This is a genomic window from Pseudomonas nitroreducens, assembly GCF_024170165.1.
In the GTDB taxonomy this organism is placed as follows: Bacteria; Pseudomonadota; Gammaproteobacteria; order Pseudomonadales; family Pseudomonadaceae; genus Pseudomonas; species Pseudomonas nitroreducens_C.
Genome location: NZ_JALJXP010000004.1, coordinates 39,585 through 65,421 on the forward strand (window position 1 = coordinate 39,585; position 25,837 = coordinate 65,421).

The following is a 25,837-nucleotide window of genomic DNA, read 5'->3' on the forward strand; positions in this document are numbered from 1 at the left end:
CCACCCGGTTCGGAGGGTGGTGAGCCGGCGACGGGCATGCAACCATGCCCGTTCGCTGCGGCCTCGCCGCTTCCGACAGAGGATTCGTGTCATGCAAGAAGTCGTCATCGTCGCTGCCACCCGTACCGCCATCGGCAGCTTCCAGGGTTCGCTTTCCACACTGCCGGCCCATGAACTGGGTGCCGCGGTGATTCGCAGCCTGCTGCGACAGACCGGCCTGGACCCGGCCCGGGTCGACGAGGTGATCCTCGGCCAGACCCTCACTGCCGGCGCCGGCCAGAACCCGGCACGCCAGGCGTCCATTGCCGCCGGCCTGCCCAACAGCGTACCGGCAATGACGGTGAACAAGGTCTGCGGTTCCGGACTCAAGGCACTGCACCTTGCGGCCCAGGCGATCCGCTGCGGCGACGCCGACATCGTCATTGCCGGCGGCCAGGAAAGCATGAGCCTCGCTCCCTACGTCATGCCCGGAGCCCGCACCGGCCTGCGCATGGGCCACGCGAAGCTGATCGACAGCATGATCCAGGATGGCCTGTGGGACGCCTTCAATGACTACCACATGGGCATCACCGCCGAGAACCTGGTGGACAAGTACGGTATCAGCCGCGAGGAGCAGGATGCCTTTGCCGCCGACTCGCAGCGCAAGGCGAGCGCGGCCATCGAAGCAGGCCGTTTCAAGAACGAGATCACCGCCATCGAGATTCCCCAGCGCAAGGGCGAACCGCTGCGCTTCGACACCGACGAGCAGCCCCGCGCCGGCACCACCGCAGAATCCCTCGCCAAGCTCAAACCAGCGTTCAGGAAGGATGGCAGCGTGACCGCCGGCAACGCTTCGACCCTCAATGATGGCGCCGCCGCCGTACTGCTGATGAGCGCCGCCAAGGCCGCCGAACTGGGTCTGCCGGTACTGGCCCGTATTGCCGCCTACGCCAACGCCGGTGTCGACCCGGCCATCATGGGCATTGGCCCGGTCTCGGCCACTCGCCGCTGCCTGGAGAAGGCCGGCTGGCAACTCGCCGACCTGGACCTGATCGAAGCCAACGAAGCGTTCGCCGCCCAGGCACTGTCCGTGGGCAAGGAATTGGGCTGGGATGCTTCGAAGGTGAATGTGAACGGCGGCGCCATCGCCCTCGGACACCCCATCGGCGCATCGGGTTGCCGCGTGCTCGTCACCCTGCTCCACGAGATGCTTCGCCGCGATGCCAAAAAAGGCCTCGCGACGCTCTGCATCGGCGGTGGACAAGGCGTGGCGCTGGCTCTGGAGCGCTAACAACCGCTGGCTTGCTGTGCAGAATTCACTCTGCGCAGCAAGTCTCCACGCACGCGGGCAGGCCAAAGCCCTCCCAACTTGACTCCCCGCAAGCTTTTGGTCCTACGCATAGGAATATTCCGAAGGAGCTTGAACAGCTGGTCTATCTTCAAGGTCAATGCGCGCAGTTATTCAGACTCTAAGGGAGCTAACTATGAAGAAGCGTGTCGTGTTGATCGAAGATCACCCCGCGATGCGCCTGGCCATTCGCTCGCTGCTCGAACAGGATCCTCAGTTCGAAGTGGCTCGCGAAGCGGCCGATGGCCATGGCGGCCTGGATGCTGTCCGCAAGGAGCGTCCGGACCTGGTGATACTGGACCTCAATCTGCCAGGTATGGACGGCCTCGACCTGCTGGCGCGCATCCACATCTTCGACGAGAACATCCGCCTGCTGGTGTTGAGCTCGCAGGATGAACGCCTGTACTCGAGCAAGGTCGAAGCGGCGGGTGCGCATGGATTCGTCAGCAAGAACAAGGACACCAGCGCCATTCTCAACGCCGCGCGCATGCTGGTTTCGGGCTATCGCTGCTTCCCGGAAAAAGCCCTGAGCATCGACAAGAACACCGACCCGGTAGCCAGCCTCACGCCACGGGAGCTGGTGGTGTTGCGCAGCCTGGTGAGAGGCATGAGCAACAAGGACATCGCCGAAGAGCTGTTCCTCAGCCAGAAGACCGTCAGCACCTACAAGACGCGCATTCTGGAAAAGCTGAACCTGGAGAGTCTTGTGGACCTCGTCGAATTCGCCCGCACCCATCGCCTGAATGACTGACAGACATCACTGAAAACCGCGTCCGAAGGCGACTATCGAATCGAAGAATCACAGCCGTGCCATACTCCTGTGGCACGTCACGACGGAAACGACTCTCGCCATGCCCAAAGGATTGAAACGCGCCATCGGCGCGGTAGTGCTGTTGGTCCTGTTCTATTGCCTGCTGGGTTTTCTCATCCTGCCCGGCGTTGGACTGCGGATAGCCAACCAGCAACTGGCCCATTACTCGACCGTTCCGGCGCGCCTGGAGCGCATCGAGTTCAATCCCTTCAGCCTCGAACTCACGCTCTGGGGTCTGCATCTGGGAGCCGATGGACAGGAGCAGGTGCGCTTCCGTCGTCTTTACGCCAACCTCGAACTCGACAGTCTGTGGAAACGCAGGCTGCACCTCACCGACGTCGAACTGGACGCACCGCACACCGAGCTGCTGTTCGCCGAGAACGGCACGCTGAACCTGGGCAAACTGTTCAAGCTGCCGCCCAGCGAGCCGGCCCCCGCCCAGGAAGAGCCCGGCGATCCCTTCCCGCTGCGCATCGACCGCATCCGCCTGGCCGAAGGCAGCCTGCACTTCCTCGACCGCCGTCCCAGTGAGCCCGTGGAGTTCGTCTTCGACCCGATGGGCTTCGAGCTGCACAACCTGAGCACCCTGCCCGAAGACGGTGCGCAAATGACCCTGATCGCCACCGGCCCGCACGGAGGCAAGCTCGATTGGAAGGGCGACCTGAGCATCGTGCCCTTCACCTCCAAGGGCAGCTTCACCCTGGACGGTGTGCCGCTGAAGGCCTGGTGGCCCTACGTGCGCGACAACGCGCCGCTGAACCTGAACAACGGCATCCTCAGCGTGGCCTCCGACTACCACCTGGACCTCTCGAAGGGGACGCAACTCCTGCTGGACAAGGCTGCCATCAAGCTGCGCGACCTGGACCTCAGTTCCCCCGAAGGCAAACCACTGGCCAAGCTGGCCACCCTGGATGTCGCCGAAACCACCCTGGACCTCGTCAAGCAGGAAGTGGTGGTCGGCCAGATCCGCAGCCAGGGCCTGGAAGCCTGGGCTGCACGCGAGAAGGACGGCCAGCTGGACTGGCAGAAACTCTTCGCCACCTTCAAACCCTTCAAGCGCCCGGATGAGCCAACGCCTCAGGCGCAGGCCGCGCCCGCCACAGAGCCAGCTGCGGCAACCGGCAAGGAACAGCAGGCCTCGGCCGACCAGCCGGAAGCCCAGCCCAGCGCACCCGCCGAGACGGCCAAGACGGCCAAGACGGCCAAGACCGAGCCTGCCAGACCAGCAGCGCCGTCCCAGCCAGAAACCAGGCCCGCCGAGGCCGACAAGCCCGCGCAGACGGCTGAGCAGGCCCAACCCGCGGCACCGCGGAAACCCTGGCATGTCGTTTTGCGCGACACCCAGTTGCGCGGCTACAAGGCGCACCTGGCCGATCGCGTGCCGGCTAAACCGGTGACCCTGGAAGTCGGCCCGCTGGATCTCGACCTGCAGAACGTCGACAGCGGCCTGACCTCACCATTGCAGCTCAAGCTCAAGACCGGCCTTGGCCCGCGCGGGCAGATCGAAGCCAGCGGCCAGGTCATCCCCAACCCCGTCAGCGCCAAGCTGAAGGTTTCGACCCGCGACATCGACCTGCGCATCGCCCAGGCCTACATCGACCCGTTCATTCGCCTGGAGCTGCGCAGCGGCCTGCTGTCCAGCGACCTCGATGTCGACCTCAAGGGCACCGAGCCGCTGGCCTTCAGCGTTACCGGCAGCGCCCAGGTCACCCAACTGCACACGCTGGACACCATAAAGAGCCGCGACTTCGTCAAATGGACCAGGCTGACCCTCGATGGCCTGGCCTACAAGCACGGCGACAGCCTGGTGATCCAGACCGTCTCGCTGGAAGAACCCTACGCGCGCTTCATCATCAACGAGGACCGCAGCACCAACGTCAGCGAGCTGATCATTCCACAGCCGGAATCTGCCTCGTCCTCGGCGAGCAAAGGCAACGCCTCGGGCAGCAACAGCAAGCCGCTGGGCATCCGCATCGGCGGCGTGAAGATCAACAACGGCTCGGCCAACTTCGCCGACCTGACCCTGCGCCCGGACTTCGCCACCGCCATCCAGCAACTGGGCGGCGAGATCGGCACCATCGACAACCGCAATCCCGCGCCGGCCTCGGTGGACGTGAAGGGCAAGGTCGACAAGTACGCCCCCGTGACCATCAAGGGCAGCCTCAACCCCTTCTCGCCGCTGGAGAAACTGGACATCGCCACCAGCTTCAAGCGCGTCGAGCTGACCACCCTGACGCCCTACTCGGGCAAGTTCGCCGGCTACCGCATCCGCAAGGGCCGGTTGAACCTGGACCTGCACTACCAGATCACCCAGGGCAAGCTCAAAGCCGACAACAAGGTACTGGTCGAACACCTGCAACTGGGCGAGAAGGTCGACAGCCCGGACGCCGTCGACCTGCCGGTAAAACTGGCAATCGCCCTGCTCAAGGACGCCAACGGCAACATCGATATCCAGCTGCCGGTGGAAGGCGACCTGAACAACCCGCAGTTCAGCGTCATGCCCATCGTCTGGCAGACCCTGCGCAACCTGGTGGTGCGCGCGGTGCAGGCTCCGTTCAACTTCATCGCCGGCCTGGCCAGCGGTGGCGGCGGGCCGGACCTGAGCAACGTGGTGTTCGCCGCCGGTTCCAGCGAGCTGGACGCCAGCGCCCAGGGCAACCTCGACAAGCTCGCTGAAGCCCTCAAGCAGCGCCCGGCACTGAAGCTGGAAGTCGAAGGCGTCGCGGCAGCTGCCAGCGATGGCCCGCTGCTGGCTGACAAGCGCCTGCAGCAGGAATACCAGAAGAACTACTACAGCATGTTGCAGCGCCGCGGCGACAAGGTGCCCAGCGACGCGAGCCAGCTGGAGGTGCCGGAAGACTTGCAGCCGGTCCTGCTCGAAGGCGTCTACCGCTCGCGTCTGAAGAAGCAGCCGCCAGCGGAATGGCAGGATCTCAGCAAGGACGAGCGCTCGGCGAAGATGCGCCAGGCCGTGCTCGACTCCTGGAGCGACAGCCAGCTGCTGCTGCGCAAGCTCGGCCAGGAGCGCGCCACCCAGATCAAGGACTACCTGGTTGCCAAGGGTGGCCTGGGTGACGACCGCATCTACCTCATCGACGTCAGCTTCGGCGAAGCGGAGAATGGTGGCAGCGTGGCCACCCAGCTTCACCTCGACAGCGAATAAGGAGTCGTTCGATGAAAGCCCTGACCTGGATGTCCTGCGCCCTGCTGCTTTGCGCGGCGGGCGCCCAGGCGGAAAGCATGCGCTGCGGCAGCTCCCTGATCAACGCCGGCGACCGCGCCTGGGAGGTCGAGCAGAAGTGCGGCGCGCCGGATCACCGCGATGAAGTCGGCTATACCCTGAGCGGTTACGACCACCGCGAGTACCGGGTCGAGGAGTGGGTCTACGGCCCCCGCAACGGCACCAGCTACATCCTCACCTTCGAAGCCAACAAGCTCAAAAGCATCGAGTTCAAACGCAATTGAAGACTCCCCAGGTAGTGCGTCTGGCGGCCCTGCTGCTGTCCCTCTCCTTCACGGCCATCGATGCCCAGGCCGCCAGCCTGCGCTGCAGCAGCAAGCTGATCAGCACCGGGGATGTCACCAGTGAGGTACTCAGCCGCTGTGGTGAGCCGGTCAGCCGCTCGTTCCTGGGCTACAAGCAGGTGCCCGGCCCCCGATACGGCGAGTCCATGGAGGTCGCCGTCGAGGAATGGATCTACGGCCCGTGGAGCGGGATGCTGTATTTCGTCCGCTTCGAGGGCAACCGCCTGAGCGACATCCAGAGCAAGCGCAGCGGCAACTGACAGCCGTGGTGGCGAGGTGCTAGTCTCGCCGCCTCTCTAGCACTTACGCCATTCAGGCCAAGGACCGGTCGCCATGGTTATCGTCCCCGCCGAGCACCCGCTGGACTGGAAGAAACCTCCGGTCATCACGCTGCTGCTGATCGTCATCAACGTCCTGATCTATTTCGGCTACCAGGGTGGCGACAGCACCCGGCGCGAAGAAGCCGTGCGCGCCTACCTCGAACAGGACCTGCTCAGCCATGAGCGGCCGTTGTTCAGCGCCTCGCTGGAACGCCGCGACCGACTGGAGGCGGATCAGCAGCGCGCCCTGGAATCCCTGCCCCGCCAGCAACTGGCCTGGCTGGTGCTCTCGGACCTGGAGTTCGGCCATGAACTGCGCGCCCTGCCTGCCTTCCAGCAGGATGCCGCCTGGCAGGCCGCGCGCCTGAGGGCCGAAACGGCCCGCGACCAGACCAGCAGCCTGCGCTTCGGCTTCATCCCCGAGCGCTTCACGGTGCAGGGCCTGTTCGGCTCGATGTTCCTGCATGGCAGTTTCTGGCATCTGGCCGGCAACATGGTGTTCCTGTTCATCTTCGGCTTCGCCCTCGAAGCGGCGCTGGGCCGCGCCCTTTACCTGGGCCTCTACCTGTTCAGCGGCCTGTGCTCCGGCCTGCTGTGGTGGGCGCTCGATCCTTCCTGGGTGCCGGGTATCGGCGCCTCGGGGGCGATTTCCGGCCTGATGGGCATGTACATCGGCGTCTACGGCCTGCGGCGTATCCAGTTCTTCTACTGGCTCGGGCCCCTGATGGGCTACCTCAAGGCGCCCGCGCTATGGATCCTGCCACTGTGGCTGGGCAAGGAACTGTTCGGGCTGGTGCGTGCCGCGGACCACGTAAACTATTACGCGCACATCGGCGGCCTGGTCTCCGGTTTTCTCGCCGTCTGGCTACCGCGTACGCTGGGACGGATGCCGGTGGACGAAGCCTACCTGGCCAAGGAAGACCCGGACGCGCCGTTCAAGCGTGCCCTGGCCTCGCTGGACGAGTTGATCGGCCGCTTTGCCCTCGACCAGGCCGCCGCACGTGGCCCCGAGCTGCTGCGGCAGTTTCCCGGGCAACCGGTACTGGTCGAGCGCCTTTACGGCGTCGCCAAGGGCCGGCAGGATCGCACGCTGATGGGCGAAACCCTCAAGCAGCTGTTTGCCCTGCCGCCCTCCCCCGCCGCCGACGCCCTGCTGCGCCGGCTCGCCGAAGAGAGCGCCGCCAGCGAAGCGGGGCTGCTCAACCACCCGGCAATCCAACTGCACCTGCTGCGCAAGCTGCTGCAACGCAATGAAACGCCACAGGCACTGAACTGCTGGCGTCGTCTGTCGCGCTCGGGCCAACTGCCCGAGCCACTGCCCGGCCTGACCCTGCAACTGGCCAAGCAGATCGGGCAGAAAGGCGACCTGCAGGCAGTCCGGGAGCTCTCGCGCTTCCTCCGCCAGCACTACCCGGAAGCCGATCCGACACGGCAGCTGACGATCTACCAGCAGCATCTCGCGCCCTGATCCGCCCATGAAAAAGCCCCGCCGGCAAACCGGCGGGGCCTGGGTCATCCCTGTGTCTGGGCGCTACAGATGGCGGCTGAAGTCGCGGACTTCCTCTTCCGCTTTCTCCTTGGTCCAGCCGTAGCGCTCCTGCAGCTTGCCTACCAGGTATTCGGCGTGTCCGTCCGCCTGCTGCAGGTCGTCGTCAGTGAGCTTGCCCCACTTCTCCTTGAGCGTGCCGGACAGCTGCTTCCACTTGCCTTTGATGACGTCAGTGTTCATGGCGATCCTCCTCTGAAGGTTGGATAGAGGCGAGATGGTGTGGCCTTACTCGACAGACTTCAGGCCATCGGCGGAAACAGCTGTCACGCCCTTGATGCCCTTGGTGGTCTGAATGGCCAGTTCCTTCTCGGCGTCGGTCTTGACGTTACCCGAGAGGGATACCACGCCCTTGTTGGTTTCGACCTTGATGTTGGTGCCGCTGATGTCCTTGTTGGCGATCAGCGAAGACTTCACCTTGCTGGTGATCCAGGTATCGGAAACCGCCTCTTCGGTTTTCTGAACTGTCTCGTTGGCGGCCAGAGTCGTCGGCTGGGCGAACACCGAGTTGGCGAACGAGAAGCTCAGGGCGGTTGCAGTGGCAGCGGCGAGAGCCAGTTTGTTGAAACGTTTCATGGCGGTTTCTCCTGAATTATTGGAAAACTGCGGCCCGTGCCTGGCAGCAGTTGCACTAGAACTATCGCAAGCCCTGTGCCAGCTTCACGGATTCAGGAAAATCCTTACAAATCAATATGTTAAACAAAAACCGAAAACGCCCTTCGCTTGCAGTTTGCAAAACCTGCCGCTGCGCTTCATGCAGGTTGCACGATCAGGTCCCGGAGCTTCGACCCAACTTCGTGAGTACGGCTTCGAGTTGCACCACCTCCCCCATCTGCTCGAACGCCGGATAGCGCTGGCGAATGAAGGCCAGCAGCTGCTGCGCCGGCTCCACCTGCCCCAGCTGTTCGGAGAACGCCCGTGCCGCCATCAGGTACGCGCGAGGAATGCCGGGGTATTCCGGGAAACGCTTGTGCAGGTTGCGCAGCAGGCTCAGCCCCTCGCGGGCCTTGTGGCGCTCGATCAGCACCTCGGCGATGCGCTCGCACACGCTCGGGTCTTCCGGCAGGTAATCCGCCTGCAACTGCCGGGCATTGAGGAATGCACTGGCGGCAAGCTGGGGATTCAGCCGGCTGGCCAGGCCAAGGTAGTGCGGCAGGTGGTTCAGGCACTCGGTGCGTTCGTTAAGGGCGAACAGCAACTGGTGATAGCGCTCGTTGAGCTTGAGGTCCTGGCGGCCTTCGCGCAGGGCCGCGACGAGTATCTCCAGGGCGGCGCCGGTCTGCCCCTCCTTGACCCGCACCTCCGCCTCGGCCAGCGCCTTGCGGCGGTGCCATTCCGGCGCAGCAAAGCCGGCTGGGGCATCTTCCCCGGCGGAAACGTAGCCCAGCTCCCCCTGATACTGGAACACGGCGTAGCCCATCATGGCGCACATCACCACGGCGAAATACCCCGTCAGCCCCGCGACCACCGGGACCATCACTACCCGCGGCAGCCCGTTGGAGAGCAGCCAGCCGACATAGGTGGGCGATTGCCAGAGGATGAACAGGAACACGCAAAGGATCAGGTAACGCCAGCCCATGGCGGCGATGACCTGCCCCACTTCGCCGGGGCTGAGCGCGGCGCCCAGGCTCTTGTCCAGGGACAGCCGGATGATGCTCGCCGGCAGCACCAGCATGAGGCCGATGTTGGCGGCCCAGTAGACGGCCTCACTGTGGAAGTCGGCGGCCAGCCACAGCAGCACGAGGGCGATCAGGAACACCGCCAGTTGCTGGAAGAACGTCTTCAGGCTGTCGGCGCTGAAGGCTTCGATCAGGCCCGGGGCGTCCTGGCCACCAAAGCTCGCCGCCTCGATCACACTGTGCAGGTACTTGGTCGCCACGCTGAGCAAAGCGACCCAGAGTACGATCATGGCTGGCATGAATACGCAGGCCAGTGCCAGCAGCGCGCAGAAGGCCAGCGGCCCGGCCTGGAAGCCGTAAGCGAAGAATTTCGGCAGGCGCTCCCAGAAGGGTTGCGCGGTATTGGCCGCACCGAGGAAGCGCAGGTGGCCGCGGCACAGCGGGCACGCCGGTGCGTACTCCGGTGCATCGGCGTTGAGGGGAATGCAGCAGTCGCCGTAATGACGCTCGCAGGGCTGGCAATGCCAGGTCGCGGGCTGGGCACTGTGGTAGTGGCAGTAACGCTTGTCCATCTCGGGGCATCCTTGGAGCGAGATCGGCGAATAGCGCATTTTCAAGGCAAAAAAAGAGGGCCCGCAAGGGGCCCTCTTTCATTTCACCGATTGCTTACACGCCAGAGGCTTCAGCAGCGGCTACGTCCTTGATGGACAGCTTGATGCGGCCACGGTTGTCCACGTCAAGAACCAGGACTTTGACTTCCTGGCCTTCCTGCAGAACGTCGGTGACCTTGTCGATGCGCTTGTCGCTGATCTGCGAGATGTGCACCAGACCATCCTTGCCCGGCAGGATGTTGACGAAGGCGCCGAAGTCGACGATGCGCTCAACCTTGCCGACGTAGATCTTGCCGATCTCGGCTTCCGCGGTGATACCCAGGACGCGCTGCTTGGCGGCCTCGGCAGCTTCCTTGGTTTCGCCGTAGATCTTCACGCTGCCATCGTCCTCGATGTCGATCGAGGCCTTGGTCTCTTCGCAGATGCTGCGAATGGTGGCGCCGCCCTTGCCGATGACGTCGCGGATCTTGTCGGTGTCGATCTTCATCTGGATCATGGTCGGAGCGTTTTCCGACAGCTCGGCGCGCGGAGCGGCGATGATCTGGTTCATCTGGCCGAGGATGTTCAGGCGAGCTTCCAGGGCCTGGCCCAGGGCGATCTCCATGATCTCTTCGGTGATGCCGTTGATCTTGATGTCCATCTGCAGGGCGGTAACGCCCTTGTCGGTGCCGGCGACCTTGAAGTCCATGTCGCCCAGGTGGTCTTCGTCACCCAGGATGTCGGTCAGGATGGCGAACTTGTCACCTTCCTTCACCAGGCCCATGGCGATACCGGCAACCGGCGCCTTGACCGGAACACCAGCGTCCATCAGAGCCAGGGAAGCACCGCAAACGGAAGCCATGGAGCTGGAACCGTTGGACTCGGTGATCTCGGACACGACACGGATGGTGTAGGGGAACTCGTCCTGGGTCGGCAGCATGGCAGCGACGCTGCGGCGTGCCAGACGGCCGTGGCCGATTTCACGACGGCCCGCGCTGCCCATACGGCCACACTCGCCTACCGAGAACGGCGGGAAGTTGTAGTGCAGCATGAAGGGGTCTTTGCGCTCGCCTTCGAGGGTGTCGAGCAGCTGGGCGTCACGGGCGGTGCCGAGGGTGGCAACGACCAGAGCCTGGGTTTCGCCACGGGTGAACAGCGCCGAACCGTGGGTCTTGCCCAGTACGCCGACTTCGATGCGCAGCGGGCGAACGGTGCGGGTGTCGCGGCCGTCGATACGCGGTTTGCCGTTGACGATGTTCTCGCGAACGGTGCGGTATTCCAGCAGGCCGAAGACTTCCTTGACTTCACCAGCGGAGAACTGGCCTTCGCCTTCACCGGCGAACTTGGCGACGATCTGCTCGCGCAGGGCGTCCAGGGCCGCGTAACGGTCCTGCTTGATGGTGACGGTGTAAGCCTCGGAGATGGCAGCACCGAACTCGGCCTTGATGGTGTTGACCAGGGCGGTGTTCTCGACCGGGGCGGACCAGTTCCAGGTCGGCTTGCCGGCTTCGGTTGCCAGCTCGGCAACGGCGCGGATAACGGCCTGGAATTCTTCGTGGGCGAACAGAACGGCGCCCAGCATCTGGTCTTCGGTCAGCTCGTCGGCTTCGGATTCAACCATCAGCACGGCGTCGGAAGTACCGGCCACGACCATGTCGAGGCTGGAGCTCTGCTGCTGCTCGTAGGTCGGGTTGAGGATGTAGCCGATTTCCGGGTGGAAGCCAACGCGGGCAGCGCCGATCGGGCCGGCGAACGGAATGCCGGAGATCGCCAGGGCGGCGGAGGTGCCGATCATGGCAGCGATGTCCGGATCGGACTTCTTGTTGGTGGAAACGACGGTGCAGACAACCTGCACTTCGTTCATGAAGCCTTCCGGGAACAGCGGGCGGATCGGACGGTCGATCAGGCGCGAGGTCAGGGTTTCCTTCTCGGAAGGACGGCCTTCACGCTTGAAGAAACCACCGGGGATGCGGCCGGCTGCATAGGTCTTCTCCTGGTAGTGCACGGAGAGCGGGAAGAAGCTCTTGCTCGGGTCGGCCTGCTTGGCGCCGACGACGGTGCAGAGCACGGTGACGTCGTCCATGGTGACCAGGACGGCACCGGTGGCCTGGCGGGCAATGCGGCCAGTCTCGAGGGTTACGGTCGACTGACCGAACTGGAATTTCTTGGTTACCGGGTTCACGGTTGCTCTACCTTCTCTTTAGTTGCCTTGGGGGAAATTGTGGAAATGCCGGGAGTCGGACCCGATTTCATTCCCTGTAAAAGCGAGAAAGCCGGGAGCCGAAGCCGATGAGCGGTTTACACCGCCCATCGACCCCGGACTCCCAGCTTCCCACTTCAGGCTTGCCGTCTTAGCGACGCAGGCCCAGGCGACCGATCAGGGCGCTGTAACGAGAGGTGTCCTTGCTCTTCAGGTAGTCCAGCAGCTTACGACGCTGGTTAACCATACGGATCAGGCCACGACGGGAGTGGTGGTCTTTGCCGTTGGCCTTGAAGTGGTCCTGCAGCTTGTTGATGTTGGCGGACAGCAGTGCAACCTGCACTTCCGGGGAACCGGTGTCGCCTTCAGCTTGCTTGTACTCGTTAACGATCTGGGCTTTTTCTTGGACGCTCAGTGCCATGATGGGGCTTCCTCTGAGGTAACAGGCCAGGGACTTCTCCCTGTGTTCATAGTAAGAGGAGTGACCGTGCCTGCTGACAGCCACCCTCGGTTTCGGCCTTAAGACCGAATCAGTCGACGCGGCGCCAGGCGCCCGTCTTCGACCACTTCACCGATACCGATGAAGCGACCTTCATGATCCTGCACCCGCAGCATGCCGAACTTCGGCATATCGGGGGCGCGCACTGGCTGACCATGCAGCCAGTAGTAGGCGCTGTGCTCGGACAACTGCAGCAGCGGCCAGTGCTCCAGGCCGGCATCCACCGGCAGCAGGAAGCGGTCGAGGGCTTCGTTGCCACCCTCGGCATGGACTTTCTCGAGTTCCTCCAGCGTCACCGACTGGTTCAGCTGGAAGGGACCTGCCTGTGTCCGGCGCAGGGCGGCGACGTGTGCGCCACAACCGAGTTCGCGACCGAGGTCTTCGACCAGGGTACGAATATAGGTGCCCTTGCTGCAGGAAACCGCCAGGGTCGCACAGGGCGACTCGAACGCGAGCATTTCCAGGCGCGCAATAGTAACAGAACGCGCCTCGCGCTCCACTACCTCTCCCGCACGGGCCAGCTTGTACAACGGCTGGCCGTCCTTCTTCAGGGCCGAGTACATTGGCGGCACCTGCTCTATGTCGCCACGGAAGCGCGGCAGCAGGGCCTCGATGGCTTCCCGACCAGCGGTCACTTCGCGCTGCTCGACCACCTCGCCCTCGGCATCGGCAGTGGTGGTCGTGACGCCCAGCTTGGCGATGGTCTCGTAGGCCTTGTCAGCATCGAGCAGGTACTGGGAGAACTTGGTCGCCTCGCCGAAGCACAGCGGCAGCACGCCGGTGGCCAGCGGATCGAGGCTACCGGTGTGGCCGGCCTTCTCGGCGTTGAGCAGCCAGCGCACCTTCTGCAGCGCCTGGTTGGAGCTCATGCCGAGCGGCTTGTCGAGAATCAGCACACCGTTGACCGCACGGCGAATGCGTTTCACCTGGGCCACGCGTTACTCCTCGGAATCGCCGCCGCGACGATCGGCAGCTACGGCGCGCTCGATCAGGGCCGACAGCTCGGCGCCGCGACGGATGCTGGCGTCGTAGCTGAAGTGCAGTTGCGGCACGGTGCGCAGCTTCATCGCCTTGCCCAGCTGCATACGCAGGAAGCCCGCGGCATCGTTGAGGATGCTGGTGTTCTGCTTCACCACTTCGGCGTTGTCGTCCTGGCCCATCACGGTGACGTACACCTTGGCATGGGAAAGGTCACGGGCCACGTCGACGCCGGTGATGGTCACCAGACCGAGACGCGGGTCCTTGATTTCACGCTGGATCAGCAGCGCCAGTTCGCGCTGCATCTGGTCGCCGATACGCTGGGTACGGCTGTACTCTTTGGCCATTTTTCTAACCTGCTTACCCGAGCCCAAAGGCTCCGGGTCTGAAAGCGGCAAACGCCCGGGGCAGCAATTCAGCTGGCCCGGGCGCTGCGTTCACGCTCGAATACCCTTACAGAGTACGAGCGACTTCGACCTTCTCGAACACTTCGATCTTGTCGCCGACGCGGACGTCGTTGTAGCTCTTCACGCCGATACCGCATTCCATGCCGGCGCGGACTTCGGAGACGTCATCCTTGAAGCGACGCAGGGATTCCAGCTCGCCTTCGAAGATGACCACGTCGTCGCGCAGTACACGGATCGGACGGTTGCGGTGCACCAGACCCTCGGTGACCATGCAGCCGGCGACCGCGCCGAACTTCGGCGAACGGAACACGTCACGCACTTCGGCGATACCCAGGATGTTCTCGCGAACATCGCTGCCGAGCATGCCGGTCAGGGCTTTCTTGACGTCTTCGATGATGTCGTAGATCACGTTGTAGTAACGCATGTCGAGGCCTTCGGACTCGACGATCTTGCGCGCACCGGCGTCAGCACGGACGTTGAAGCCGAACAGCACCGCGTTGGAGGCCAGCGCCAGGTTGGCATCGGACTCGGTGATACCACCGACGCCGCCACCGACCACACGGACCTGCACTTCGTCGTTGCCCAGGCCACTGAGCGAGCCCTGCAGGGCTTCCAGCGAACCACGGACATCGGACTTGAGCACGATGTTGAGGGTCTTCTTCTCTTCCTGGCCCATGTTCTCGAAGATGTTTTCCAGCTTGCCGGCATGGGCACGAGCCAGTTTCACTTCGCGGAACTTGCCCTGACGGAACAGAGCGACTTCGCGGGCCTTCTTCTCGTCGGCAACCACGGTCATTTCGTCGCCGGCGTCCGGAGTGCCATCCAGGCCGAGGATCTCGACCGGAATAGACGGACCGGCTTCCTTGATCGGCTTGCCGTTCTCGTCGAGCATCGCACGGACGCGGCCGTAGTTGACGCCGACCAGGACCATGTCGCCCTGACGCAGGGTACCGTCCTGGACCAGCACGGTGGCTACCGGGCCACGGCCCTTGTCCAGACGGGACTCGACCACCACGCCACGGCCCGGGGCCGACGGAGTGGCTTTGAGTTCGAGCACTTCAGCCTGCAGCAGCACGGCTTCGAGCAGCTCGTCGACGCCGGTACCCATCTTGGCGGATACGTGGACGTAGGGAGCATCGCCGCCCCACTCTTCCGGGATCACGTCCAGAGCGGCCAGGCCGTTCTTGATGTTGTCCGGGTTGGCATCGGGCTTGTCGATCTTGTTCACCGCGACCACGATCGGCACGCCAGCCGCTTTCGCGTGCTGTACGGCTTCCTGGGTCTGCGGCATCACGCCGTCGTCCGCTGCCACCACGAGGATGACGATGTCGGTCGCCTGGGCACCACGGGCACGCATCGCGGTGAACGCGGCGTGGCCGGGGGTGTCGAGGAAGGTGACCATGCCGCGGTCGGTTTCCACGTGGTAGGCACCGATGTGCTGGGTGATGCCGCCGGCTTCGCCAGCTGCCACCTTGGCACGACGAATGTAGTCGAGCAGCGAGGTCTTGCCGTGGTCGACGTGGCCCATGACGGTCACGACCGGCGCGCGGGAAACCGCCTCACCTTCGAACCTCAGGGATTCGGCCAGTTGCTCTTCCAGGGCGTTCTCGCTGACCAGCTTGACCTTGTGGCCGAGTTCTTCGGCGATCAGCTGGGCGGTTTCCTGGTCGAGGACCTGGTTGATGGTCACCGGGGTGCCCATCTTGAACATGAACTTGACGACCTCGGCACCCTTCACCGACATCTGGGCAGCGAGATCGCCCACGGTGATGGTCTCGCCGATATTCACTTCACGCACAATCGGTCCTGTCGGGCTCTGGAACCCGTGCTGGTTACGCTTCTTCAGCTTGCCTTTGCCACGGCCACCGCCGCGACGGCCAAAGCTGTCGTCGTCGTCGCCACCACCGCTGCGTACAACGCGCGGAGCAGTGGTCTTTTCCTTTTCCTTGATCGACGGGCGATGCTGGGCATGCTTGCGATCACGGCGCTCGTCCTCTTCGTCGCGCTTGGGCGCGCGGCGCACTTCGTCCTTCTTGCGGTCGTCCGCAGCAGGAGCGGCAGCGGCCGGGGCAGCAGGAGCGGCAGCTGGAGCTGCGGCGCGCGGTGCCTCTGCAGCGGCCGGAGCGGTAGCAGCAGGAGCGACATCAGCGGTCTGCCGAGCGGCGTCCGCCTGACGGCGAGCCTCTTCCGCGGCGGCACGCTGACGAGCCTCTTCCTCGGCCTTCACGCGGACCGCTTCTTCAGCAGCACGCTGCTCTTCCAGCTCGCGCTGGCGCTCGGCCTCAAGCTCTTCCGGATCGCGCTTGACGTAGGTCTTCTTCTTGCGAACCTCGACGCTGACGGTCTTGCTGCCAGCGACCCGAATGGTCGAGGTGGTCTTGCGTTGCAGGGTGATCTTGCGCGGCTCATCCGCGCGATCACCGTGGCTGCCTTTCAAGTGGGCCAGCAGCGCCTGTTTCTCGCTGTCGGTCACCACCTGCTCGGCGTTGTTATGCGGCAGACCCGCTTCGCGCATCTGCTGCAGCAGGCGCTCTACCGGCGTATCGACCGTCTTGGCCAGTTCTTTCACCGTGACTTGCGTCATGCACTTCTCTCCTCAGGCCGCGAATGCTTACTCGAACCAATGGGCCCGGGCGGCCATGATCAACTTGCCGGCACGCTCTTCGTCCATGCCGTCGATGTCGAGCAGGTCGTCAATAGACTGCTCGGCAAGATCTTCACGGGTGGTTACGCCACGCAGCGCCAGGTCCACGGCCAGCTCTTTGGTCATACCATCGAGGCTGAGCAGGTCTTCGGCAGGTTGTGCGTCGGCGAGTTTCTCTTCAGTGGCGATGGCTTTGGTCAGCAGGCGGTCCTTGGCACGCGAGCGCAGCTCGTTGACGATGTCTTCGTCGAAGCCGTCGATGCTGAGCATCTCTTCCATCGGTACGTAGGCAATCTCTTCCAGGGTGGTGAAACCTTCTTCAACCAGAACCTGGGCGAGTTCTTCATCGACATCCAGCTCGTCGACGAAGCGCTGCAGGATGTCGCCAGTTTCAGCCTGCTGTTTGGCCTGGATATCGGCCTCGGTCATCACGTTCAGGGTCCAGCCGGTGAGCTGGCTGGCCAGACGGACGTTCTGGCCACTGCGGCCGATGGCCTGTGCCAGGTTGTCCTCGGCGACGGCGATATCCATGGTGTGGGTATCTTCGTCGACGATGATCGCTGCCACTTCGGCCGGGGCCATGGCGTTGATCACGAACTGCGCGGGGTTGTCGTCCCAGAGGACGATGTCCACACGCTCGCCGCCCAGTTCGCCGGAGACGGCCTGGACGCGGGAACCACGCATACCGATGCAGGCGCCCTGCGGATCGATACGCTTGTCCTTGGAGCGAACGGCGATCTTGGCGCGCGAACCCGGGTCACGGGCAGCGGCCATCACGTCGATCAGTTGCTCGGCGATTTCCGGTACTTCGATGCGGAACAGCTCGATCAGCATTTCCGGCGCAGTACGCGACAGGATCAGCTGAGGGCCGCGGTTCTCGCTGCGGATTTCCTTCAGCAGGGCACGCACGCGGGTGCCGACGCGGAAGGTTTCACGCGGGATGATCTGGTCGCGGGCCAGCAGCGCTTCGGCGTTGTTGCCCAGATCGACGATCACGTTGTCGCGGGTGACCTTCTTGACGGTGCCGGAGATGATCTCGTTGACCTTCTCGCGGTAGGCGTCGACCACCTGGGCGCGCTCGGCTTCGCGAACTTTCTGCACGATGACCTGCTTGGCGGTCTGTGCGGCGATGCGGCCGAACTCGATGGACTCGATCTTCTCTTCGATGACCGCGCCGGCTTTCATGCCCGGATGATCTTCCTGCACGTCTTCGACGGTCAGTTCCGATGCCGGATTGGAGTAGTCCTCGTCTTCGACGATGGTCCAGCGACGGAAGGTTTCGTAGTTGCCGTTGGCGCGGTTGATTTCCACGCGCAGGTCAACCTCGTCCTCGAAACGCTTTTTGGTCGCAGTCGCCAGAGCGAGCTCCAGCGCTTCGAAAATCACGCCAGGCGGTACACCCTTCTCGTTGGATACCGACTCAACAACCAGCAGTACTTCTTTGCTCATCGTACGCCTCGCCTTTCAATCCATTGGAATCCGCGCTCTGGCGGCTCACTCAAATCGGGGAATGATGTTGGCCTTGTCGATCGAGTCGACCGGCAGCAGGTATTCATGGTCATCCACCAGGACCACCACATCCTGCTCCTCCACACCACGGAGAATGCCCTGGAAATTGCGACGCCTTTCGAAGGGCGTGCGCAGCTTGATCTTCACCTGCTCGCCGACGTAACGGGCGAACTGTTCGAGTGTGAAGAGCGGCCGATCCATGCCGGGCGACGACACCTCCAGGGTGTACTCGCCACTGATCGGGTCTTCCACGTCGAGGATGCCACTGATCTGACGACTGACGATTTCGCAGTCATCGACCAGGATGCCTTCGGCACGATCGATATAAACCCGGAGCAGGGAATGGCGACCTTGGGAAATGTATTCCAGGCCCCAGCACTCATAGCCGAGCGCTTCTACTACAGGGGCCAACAAGGCCTGCAACTGTTCTAGCTTGCTCGACACCTGATCGCCTCGCGTATGCTGTAGAAACAAAAAATGGGCGAAACGCCCATCCCTTAAGGACCGCCCTGATCTGGCGGCGCGGACTGTCCAGCTAGCAAAAAGCCCCTGAAAAGGGGCTCTGCCAAACTGGTTGCGGGAGCAGGATTTGAACCTACGACCTTCGGGTTATGAGCCCGACGAGCTACCAGACTGCTCCATCCCGCGTCAAAGCTGGTGCGAAATTATACGGTTGAGCCCCTTGAAGGTCAACCGAAACTCCGAAACGACAAGGCCCGCACTGCGGGCCTTTTCGTATATGGTACCGAGGAGGGGACTCGAACCCCTACAGCCTATGGCCACTACCACCTCAAGGTAGCGTGTCTACCAATTCCACCACCTCGGCAAAAACTCTTGCCTGCTTACTTCTGCTCAGGAGCCGCCGGAACGTCGCCGTTACCGCCTGCAGGGGCTTGAGGTTGCCCTTGCGCGCCCGGCACATCACTGGCTGCCGGAGCTTGTTCCTGCTTCTGCTCCATCACTGCCGGATCAGGAAGCCCGGCATGACGAATCATATCAGCTTTTTCTTTAGCAAAATACGCTAAACCCAAGCTGGTAATAAAAAAAACTGCAGCCAGCACAGCGGTGAAGCGACTCAGAAAGGTAGCAGAACCCTGACTACCAAACACAGTACCCGAAGCGCCAGCACCGAACGACGCACCGGCGTCGGCACCCTTGCCTTGCTGAAGCAGGACCAGCACAACCAGACCCAGCGCCATCAGCAGGTGAATCACGATTACAACTGTTTCCAGCATCTTCAGTTTCCTGCGGCGCGACAGATCGCACCGAACTCATCTGCATTCAGGGAAGCTCCACCAATGAGCCCCCCATCGATATCCGGCATGCCGAAAAGCTCGACAGCGTTGGCGGCCTTGACACTGCCGCCGTACAGGAGACGAAGGCCGCGAGCCACCTCTGCGTTTTCCGCCGAGATCTGCGCGCGAATCGCCGCATGTACTTCCTGGGCCTGCTCAGGAGAAGCGGTCAGCCCCGTCCCGATTGCCCACACCGGCTCGTAAGCCACAACGGCGCGGGAAAAAGCCCCGACACCCAGTTCTTCTATCACCGAGCCCAACTGGCGCCCGACGACCTCAAGAGTCTTGCCCGCCTCACGCTGCTCGCGGGTCTCACCCACGCACAGGATCGGAACCAGGCCACACGATTGCGCCGCGGCAAACTTGCGACTGATCACCCCATCGTTCTCGCCCAGGATCAGGCGACGCTCGGAATGCCCCACCAGCACCAGGGAGCAACTCGCATCCGCCAACTGGCTGGCTGCGACTTCGCCCGTCAAGGCGCCCTGCATCGGCTCAACCGCGCAATTCTGCGCACCGACGGCAACCGCCTTTCCATTCAGGCCTTGCACGACCTGATTGATGTACAGACAGGGCGGGAAAACCGCCACATCGACACCCGTAGGGAGAGCCAGTTGACGCAGGCCTTTGATCAGCTCCGTTACGCTGGAGCGGGTACCGTGCATTTTCCAATTACCGGCCACCAAGGGTCGACGCATGCTGTACCTCGCTGAGCAAAGTGGGCGCAGATATTACTCGACGCTTTGGGAACTGACAAGAGAAATCAAGCACATACCTCTGTAACGACTTTTGCCAGCTGCTCGGCGTAGCCGCGAACGCGCGCTTCCTCATCACCCTCGACCATCACCCGAACCAGCGGCTCGGTACCGGACTTGCGCAGCAGAACGCGGCCACGGCCGGCCATTTCCTCGGTCACCTTGGCGCAGGCTTCCTTCACGGCCGGGTGCTCCAGCGGATCGACGCCTCCGCCGGCGAAGCGCACGTTGATCAGCACCTGCGGGCACTTGCGAATGCCCATGCGCGCCTCCGCCAGGTTCTGCCCGCGGGTCTTGAGCGCCATCAGCACCTGCAGTGCCGCGATGATCGCATCGCCCGTGGTGGTGTGCTGGTAGCACACGACATGGCCGGAATTCTCGCCACCCAACTGCCAGTTGCGCGACTGCAGCTCGGACATCACGTAGCGGTCACCCACCTTGGCGCGGGCGAAGGGAATATGCAGCTCCTGCAGAGCCAGCTCGAGCCCCAGGTTGCTCATCAGGGTCCCGACCACGCCGCCGTGCAGCTTGCCCCGATCGAGCATGTCGCGGGCGATGAGGTAGAGGATCTCGTCGCCATCGACGATGGTGCCGGTATGGTCGACCATCATCACCCGGTCGCCGTCGCCATCGAAGGCGATACCGATATCCGCATGATTCGTTAGAACAGCGTCCTGCAGCGCCCCCATGTGGGTGGAGCCGCAATTGTGGTTGATGTTCAGGCCATTGGGCTCGGCGCCGATGACGAACACCTCGGCACCCAGTTCGCGAAAGACGTTCGGGGCGATCTTGTAGGTCGCGCCATGGGCGCAATCCAGCGCGATGCGCAGGCCGGCGAAACTGGTGTTCGAGGGCACGCTGCTCTTGCAGAACTCGATGTAGCGGCCGGCCGCGTCGTTGATCCGCGAGACCTTGCCCAGGCGAGCGGACTCGACCACGGTCATGGGCGCATCCAGGAGCTCCTCGATGATCAGCTCGACCTCGTCGGGCAGCTTGGTGCCCTGGCCGGAGAAGAACTTGATGCCGTTGTCGTCATGGGGATTGTGCGAAGCACTGATGACGATGCCGGCTTCAGCATGGAAGGTACGGGTCAGATAGGCGATGCCGGGCGTCGGCATAGGGCCCAGCAGCATCACGTCGGCGCCGGCGGCAGACAAGCCAGCCTCCAGCGCGGATTCGAACATGTAGCCGGAAATCCGCGTGTCCTTGCCGACGAGCACGCGGCACTTGCCCTGCTGACGGAAGGCCATGCCTACAGCCCAACCCAGCTTGAGCACGAAGTCCGGCGTGATCGGCGGAGTGCCAACGCGCCCGCGAATTCCATCGGTGCCAAAATACTTCCTGCTCATGCGGGCATCCCCTCTTCCGTTGCACTTTCCACTGCGTGAATCATTCGAACCACATCCACGGTCTCGGCGACATCGTGGACGCGGATAATGCTGGCTCCCTTGGTGACTGCTAGGGCGGCCAGCGCCAGGCTGCCATAGAGACGCTCACCCACCTCACGGCCGAGCGCGCGCCCGACCATGCTCTTGCGCGAGACACCGACCAGCAACGGGCACCCGATTTCCATCAACCTGTCCATCTGTCGGAACAGATTCAGGTTGTGGCTCTGGGTCTTGGCAAAACCGAAGCCAGGATCGATGACGATCCGCTCGCGAGCAATGCCCACGGCTTCGCACACCGCGATGCGCTCCTCAAGGAAGCCACGGACTTCCTGAAGGATATCCGGGTAACGCGGGTCGTCCTGCATGTTTCCCGGCTCACCGCGCATGTGCATCAGGCACACCGGGAGCCCGGTATCGACGGCAGCATCCAGGGCGCCGTCGCGCTGCAGCGAGCGTACGTCGTTGATCAGCCCGGCACCCAGGCGCGCGGTCTCGCGCATGACGGCAGGCGTGGAGGTATCCACCGAAATCACCACGTCCAGCTCGCGGGCAATGGCCTCGACCACCGGAGCGACGCGTTCCAGCTCCTCGGTGGGCGAAACCACGCGCGCACCCGGACGGGTCGACTCGCCGCCGATATCGATCAACGTGGCGCCGGCCGCGACCATCTCCGCTGCGTGACGCAACGCAGCATCGTGCCGGTTGAAGCGCCCGCCGTCGGAGAAGGAATCAGGGGTGACATTCAGGATGCCCATGACATGCGGGCGACTTAAATCAAGAACCCGGTTGCCGCAAGGCAACCGGGTCGGGTGGTACAACGAACTCATTCAGTGCTCTCAGTGTTCGCCGGCGGGCCCGCCAATCGGGTTTTCCTGGCGACCTTCGTCGCGCGGCGAGGCGGCGTTACCGGAGGAGCCGGAGTTGCCGCCCTGCCAGTCACGCGGTTCGCGCGGAGTGCGGCCGGCCATGATGTCGTCGATCTGGTCGGCATCGATGGTTTCGTACTTCATCAGCGCGTCGGCCATCATGTCGAGCTTGTCGCGGTTCTCTTCCAGCAGGCGCTTGGCAGTGCCGTAGCAGTCGTCGATGATGCGGCGCACTTCCTGGTCGATCAGCTTGGCGGTCTCACCCGAGATATTCGAGTGCTGGCCACCGGCACTGCGACCGAGGAACACTTCGCCTTCCTCTTCTGCGTACATCAGCGGACCGAGTTTCTCCGACAGGCCCCACTTGGTCACCATGTTCCGCGCCAGCTGGGTGGCACGCATGATGTCGTTGGAAGCGCCGGTGGTCACACCCTCGAAGCCCAGGGTCATCTCTTCGGCGATACGGCCGCCGAACAGCGAGCAGATCTGGCTTTCCAGGGCGCGCTTGGACAGGCTGTAGCGGTCCTCTTCCGGCAGGAACATGGTCACGCCCAGGGCACGACCGCGCGGAATGATGGACACCTTGTAGACCGGGTCGTGTTCCGGAACCAGGCGGCCAACGATGGCGTGGCCGGCTTCGTGGAACGCGGTGTTCTTCTTCTCCTTCTCGGACATGACCATGGTCTTGCGCTCGGCACCCATCATGATCTTGTCCTTGGCCAGCTCGAACTCGCGCATGTCGACGATACGCTTGTTGGAACGGGCGGCGAACAGCGAAGCCTCGTTGACCAGGTTGGCCAGGTCGGCACCGGAGAAGCCCGGGGTACCGCGCGCGATCACTGCCGGATCGACGTGATCACCCAGCGGGACCTTGCGCATGTGCACTTTCAGGATCTGCTCGCGACCGCGGATGTCCGGCAGACCGACCACCACCTGGCGGTCGAAGCGACCCGGACGCAGCAGCGCGGGGTCGAGTACGTCCGGACGGTTGGTCGCGGCGATGACGATGATGCCGTCATTCATCTCGAAGCCGTCCATCTCCACCAGCAACTGGTTGAGGGTCTGTTCGCGCTCGTCGTGACCGCCACCCAGGCCGGCGCCACGATGGCGGCCGACGGCGTCGATCTCGTCGATGAAGATGATGCAGGGTGCGTGCTTCTTGGCCTGGTCGAACATGTCGCGAACGCGCGAGGCGCCCACGCCGACGAACATTTCCACGAAGTCCGAACCGGAAATGGTGAAGAACGGTACCTTGGCTTCGCCAGCAATCGCCTTGGCGAGCAGGGTCTTACCAGTACCGGGCGGGCCGACCATCAGCACGCCACGCGGGATACGGCCGCCCAGGCGCTGGAACTTGCCCGGATCACGCAGGAACTCCACCAGCTCGCTGACTTCTTCCTTGGCCTCGTCGCAACCGGCAACGTCGGCAAAGGTGGTCTTCACCTGGTCTTCCGACAACAGGCGGGCCTTGCTCTTGCCGAAGCTCATCGGGCCACCGCGACCACCGCCGCCGCCCTGCATCTGGCGCATGAAGAACATGAAGACCGCGATGATCACCAGGATCGGGAAACTCGCGACCAGCAGCTGAGTCCAGATGCTCTGCTGCTCGGGCTGCTTGCCTTCAACAACGACGTTGTTGTTGACCAGGTCGCCGATCAGGCCGTTGTCCTGGATTGCCGGGCGGATGGTCTTGAAGGTGTCACCATCCTGGCGCTTGCCGGTGATGACATAGCCGTCGACGGTCACGCGCTCGACCTTGCCGTCCTTCACCTGCTGGATGAAGTCGGAATAGTTGAGCGTCTGCGGCTCGCTCGGGCTGGAGAAGTTGTTCATCACGGTGACGAGTACCGCCGCGATGATCAGCCACAGAATCAGGTTCTTTGCCATGTCGTTCAATTGACTACCCTCTGAAGCCGGCTCCGCCCTGGAAACCGCTTCTCACGACGGCCAGACTCCTTCCGGCCAAAATTACTACACAACGCCCGCCGCCAGGCAGGCGCCGTCTGTAACCCTTTATGAACCCCGGCTTTCACCGGTACAAGCAAAACCTGCAAGGCATAGACCAGAAGCTGGCCCAATCATTCCAGTCTAGGCGCCGCGAAAGCCCCGTGCGAGCAGATACTGCTCCCGCGAACGGTCGCGGGACGACAGCGGTTTGCGCATCTGCACCTTCTCGAAGTTCTCGCGAACCAGCTTGTGGTAAGCGTCGAAACCCTCACCCTGGAAAATCTTGATCAGGAAATCGCCCCCCGGACGCAGCACACGGGTGCACAAGTCCAGGGCCAGCTCGCAGAGGAACATCGCTCGGGGCATGTCCACAGCAGGCAGTCCACTCATATTGGGGGCCATATCGGAAATCACAAGGTCTACCGGATTTTCTCCGATGGCCTCGAGCAACTGGGCGAAGACCGCATCCTCGGTGAAGTCACCCTGGATGAAAGTGACGTCCGGGATACTGTCCATCGGCAGGATGTCCGAAGCGATCAGGGTGCCCTTGTCGCCGATCACCCGGCTGGTGACCTGCGACCAGCCGCCCGGCGCCGCGCCAAGGTCGACCACGGTCATGCCGGGGCGCAGGATGCGATCCTTCTCCTGGACTTCCAGGAGTTTGTAGCTGGCGCGCGAGCGATATCCGTCGCGCTGTGCCATCTTCACGTAAGGATCGTCGAAATGTTCTTTCAGCCAGCGATGGCTAGTCTTGGAACGGGCCACGTATTACCTCGTCTGAGCGGCATCCCGGTACAACCGAAACTCGGGTAGAATATCCGCCTTTTTTACCAGGGGTCAGATTATGGCGCTCTCTCAGGAGCAGAAAAAGCAGTTCAAATCTATCGGGCATCACCTGAAACCCGTATTGACCGTCGCTGAAAACGGTCTCTCGGAAGGTGTAATGGCCGAGCTTGAGCGTGCGCTCAACGATCATGAACTGATCAAGGTGCAGTTCCGCGTCACCGAACGTGACGACCGTCGTGCACTGATCGACGAGCTCTGCCAGAACGGCAGCTGTGAACTGGTCCAGAGCATCGGCAAGATGGCGCTGATCTATCGTCGCAATCCCAAGCCGAACAAGAACCTGTCGAACATCAGCCGCTTCAGCGGTCTCTGACAGTCAAGACCGGCAACGCGGAGCCGGCAAGGCTCCGCCGCGTCAGTTCCGCTCGTCCCGCCTCGGCGCAGGCTGCAGCACCAGCAGCAGACCGCACAGCGCCACCACCAGGTAGTTGAACAGCAGCCAGCGCTGAGCGTCCGGCGCTACCTGGCGCACCACGAAATAGGCCGCCGCCATCACCAGTACGGTGAGCAGCAACTGCCCCCGCGTTTCACGGGTGAAGGCAGCGAACCCGCGCGCCTGCCAGAGCACCAGGGCCTGGAGGAGCACGCAGAAACCGGCGAAACCCAGCAGCAGCGGCTTCAGACCGTCGGCGACGGTTTCCACCAGCAGCGGCGCCAGGCCGATCTTGTCCAGCGCCGGCAACACCACGAACTGCAGCAGCCAGAGGCCGCCGACCCAGAATGTCTGGGCCAGCAGCCAACTGATGGTGCCTGCGCTCAGGGATT

At 63.2% G+C, this 25,837-nt stretch carries 24 protein-coding genes and 2 tRNA genes; 7 read left to right on the plus strand and 19 right to left on the minus strand.

Translation table 11 applies throughout. From position 1 onward, the window contains the following. The first annotated feature begins 91 nt into the window (after window positions 1-91). The 6 genes from J2T47_RS09520 (at window position 92) to J2T47_RS09545 (ending at window position 7,451) form a co-directional block, all read left to right on the plus strand. A complete protein-coding gene (locus J2T47_RS09520) occupies window positions 92-1,270 on the plus strand; it encodes an acetyl-CoA C-acetyltransferase (RefSeq protein ID WP_253445232.1) in 1,179 nt (392 codons plus the stop codon). A gap of 193 nt (window positions 1,271-1,463) precedes the next feature. Further along, window positions 1,464-2,078 carry a response regulator transcription factor gene (locus tag J2T47_RS09525; protein WP_045216783.1) on the plus strand — a complete coding sequence of 205 codons (615 nt, stop codon included), beginning with the start codon at window positions 1,464-1,466 and terminating at the stop codon, window positions 2,076-2,078. A 100-nt stretch (window positions 2,079-2,178) separates the two neighbouring features. Beyond that, window positions 2,179-5,301, plus strand: a complete 3,123-nt coding sequence (locus J2T47_RS09530; protein WP_253445235.1) for a DUF748 domain-containing protein — start codon at window positions 2,179-2,181, stop codon at window positions 5,299-5,301. Window positions 5,302-5,312: 11 nt separating this feature from the next. Next, window positions 5,313-5,603 carry a DUF2845 domain-containing protein gene (locus J2T47_RS09535; RefSeq protein ID WP_024765334.1) on the plus strand — a complete coding sequence of 97 codons (291 nt, stop codon included), beginning with the start codon at window positions 5,313-5,315 and terminating at the stop codon, window positions 5,601-5,603. Beyond that, complete coding sequence (locus J2T47_RS09540; RefSeq protein ID WP_437180966.1) at window positions 5,600-5,923, plus strand: DUF2845 domain-containing protein; 324 nt, start codon at window positions 5,600-5,602, stop codon at window positions 5,921-5,923. The genes J2T47_RS09535 and J2T47_RS09540 overlap by 4 nt, the downstream gene beginning before the upstream one ends. A gap of 73 nt (window positions 5,924-5,996) precedes the next feature. Next, on the plus strand, window positions 5,997-7,451 hold the full coding sequence (locus J2T47_RS09545) for a rhomboid family intramembrane serine protease (protein ID WP_253445238.1): 1,455 nt from the start codon (window positions 5,997-5,999) through the stop codon (window positions 7,449-7,451). A 63-nt stretch (window positions 7,452-7,514) separates the two neighbouring features. On the opposite strand, the gene J2T47_RS09550 is transcribed toward J2T47_RS09545, so the two are convergent. The 18 genes from J2T47_RS09550 to rlmE form a co-directional block, all read right to left on the minus strand. Next, window positions 7,515-7,712 carry a CsbD family protein gene (locus J2T47_RS09550; protein ID WP_253445241.1) on the minus strand — a complete coding sequence of 66 codons (198 nt, stop codon included), beginning with the start codon at window positions 7,710-7,712 and terminating at the stop codon, window positions 7,515-7,517. Between the two features lie 45 nt (window positions 7,713-7,757). Continuing rightward, window positions 7,758-8,105 carry a BON domain-containing protein gene (locus tag J2T47_RS09555; RefSeq protein WP_081520706.1) on the minus strand — a complete coding sequence of 116 codons (348 nt, stop codon included), beginning with the start codon at window positions 8,103-8,105 and terminating at the stop codon, window positions 7,758-7,760. A gap of 193 nt (window positions 8,106-8,298) precedes the next feature. Further along, on the minus strand, window positions 8,299-9,720 hold the full coding sequence (locus J2T47_RS09560; protein WP_253445243.1) for a DUF4013 domain-containing protein: 1,422 nt from the start codon (window positions 9,718-9,720) through the stop codon (window positions 8,299-8,301). A 94-nt stretch (window positions 9,721-9,814) separates the two neighbouring features. After that, window positions 9,815-11,920, minus strand: coding sequence for a polyribonucleotide nucleotidyltransferase (pnp, locus tag J2T47_RS09565; RefSeq protein WP_192292642.1), 2,106 nt, complete (start codon window positions 11,918-11,920; stop codon window positions 9,815-9,817). 169 nt (window positions 11,921-12,089) lie between these two features. Then, entirely contained in the window at window positions 12,090-12,359 is a 270-nt protein-coding gene (rpsO, locus tag J2T47_RS09570) for a 30S ribosomal protein S15 (RefSeq protein ID WP_017518939.1), read from the minus strand. Window positions 12,360-12,457: 98 nt separating this feature from the next. Beyond that, entirely contained in the window at window positions 12,458-13,372 is a 915-nt protein-coding gene (gene truB / locus J2T47_RS09575; RefSeq protein WP_081520703.1) for a tRNA pseudouridine(55) synthase TruB, read from the minus strand. A 3-nt stretch (window positions 13,373-13,375) separates the two neighbouring features. Beyond that, window positions 13,376-13,762, minus strand: coding sequence for a 30S ribosome-binding factor RbfA (rbfA, locus tag J2T47_RS09580; RefSeq protein ID WP_045216758.1), 387 nt, complete (start codon window positions 13,760-13,762; stop codon window positions 13,376-13,378). 106 nt (window positions 13,763-13,868) lie between these two features. Further along, a complete protein-coding gene (gene infB, locus J2T47_RS09585; protein WP_253445245.1) occupies window positions 13,869-16,406 on the minus strand; it encodes a translation initiation factor IF-2 in 2,538 nt (845 codons plus the stop codon). 27 nt (window positions 16,407-16,433) lie between these two features. Beyond that, a complete protein-coding gene (gene nusA / locus J2T47_RS09590) occupies window positions 16,434-17,915 on the minus strand; it encodes a transcription termination factor NusA (protein ID WP_253445247.1) in 1,482 nt (493 codons plus the stop codon). A gap of 45 nt (window positions 17,916-17,960) precedes the next feature. After that, complete coding sequence (rimP, locus tag J2T47_RS09595) at window positions 17,961-18,419, minus strand: ribosome maturation factor RimP (RefSeq protein ID WP_045216751.1); 459 nt, start codon at window positions 18,417-18,419, stop codon at window positions 17,961-17,963. A gap of 127 nt (window positions 18,420-18,546) precedes the next feature. Further along, window positions 18,547-18,623, minus strand: a tRNA-Met gene (locus tag J2T47_RS09600). Between the two features lie 92 nt (window positions 18,624-18,715). Continuing rightward, window positions 18,716-18,801 (minus strand) — tRNA-Leu (locus tag J2T47_RS09605). A gap of 16 nt (window positions 18,802-18,817) precedes the next feature. After that, window positions 18,818-19,210, minus strand: a complete 393-nt coding sequence (secG, locus tag J2T47_RS09610) for a preprotein translocase subunit SecG (RefSeq protein ID WP_081520701.1) — start codon at window positions 19,208-19,210, stop codon at window positions 18,818-18,820. Window positions 19,211-19,212: 2 nt separating this feature from the next. Then, the gene (gene tpiA / locus J2T47_RS09615) at window positions 19,213-19,968 is read right to left on the minus strand and encodes a triose-phosphate isomerase (RefSeq protein ID WP_253445249.1); all 756 of its coding nucleotides are present in this window, start codon (window positions 19,966-19,968) and stop codon (window positions 19,213-19,215) included. 65 nt (window positions 19,969-20,033) lie between these two features. Further along, on the minus strand, window positions 20,034-21,374 hold the full coding sequence (gene glmM, locus J2T47_RS09620; protein ID WP_253445251.1) for a phosphoglucosamine mutase: 1,341 nt from the start codon (window positions 21,372-21,374) through the stop codon (window positions 20,034-20,036). After that, the gene (folP, locus tag J2T47_RS09625; protein ID WP_253445253.1) at window positions 21,371-22,240 is read right to left on the minus strand and encodes a dihydropteroate synthase; all 870 of its coding nucleotides are present in this window, start codon (window positions 22,238-22,240) and stop codon (window positions 21,371-21,373) included. Before folP ends, glmM begins: the two co-directional genes overlap by 4 nt. Window positions 22,241-22,249: 9 nt before the next feature. After that, on the minus strand, window positions 22,250-24,166 hold the full coding sequence (gene ftsH / locus J2T47_RS09630) for an ATP-dependent zinc metalloprotease FtsH (protein WP_253445255.1): 1,917 nt from the start codon (window positions 24,164-24,166) through the stop codon (window positions 22,250-22,252). A gap of 201 nt (window positions 24,167-24,367) precedes the next feature. Continuing rightward, window positions 24,368-24,991: a 23S rRNA (uridine(2552)-2'-O)-methyltransferase RlmE gene (rlmE, locus tag J2T47_RS09635; RefSeq protein ID WP_253445258.1), complete on the minus strand. Its 624-nt coding sequence runs from the start codon at window positions 24,989-24,991 to the stop codon at window positions 24,368-24,370. A 79-nt stretch (window positions 24,992-25,070) separates the two neighbouring features. Here rlmE and J2T47_RS09640 point away from each other — a divergent pair, with 79 nt between their 5' ends. Then, complete coding sequence (locus J2T47_RS09640) at window positions 25,071-25,385, plus strand: YhbY family RNA-binding protein (protein ID WP_253445261.1); 315 nt, start codon at window positions 25,071-25,073, stop codon at window positions 25,383-25,385. Between the two features lie 42 nt (window positions 25,386-25,427). On the opposite strand, the gene J2T47_RS09645 is transcribed toward J2T47_RS09640, so the two are convergent. Continuing rightward, on the minus strand, window positions 25,428-25,832 hold the full coding sequence (locus tag J2T47_RS09645) for a DUF4149 domain-containing protein (RefSeq protein ID WP_253446161.1): 405 nt from the start codon (window positions 25,830-25,832) through the stop codon (window positions 25,428-25,430). Window positions 25,833-25,837 lie beyond the last annotated feature (5 nt).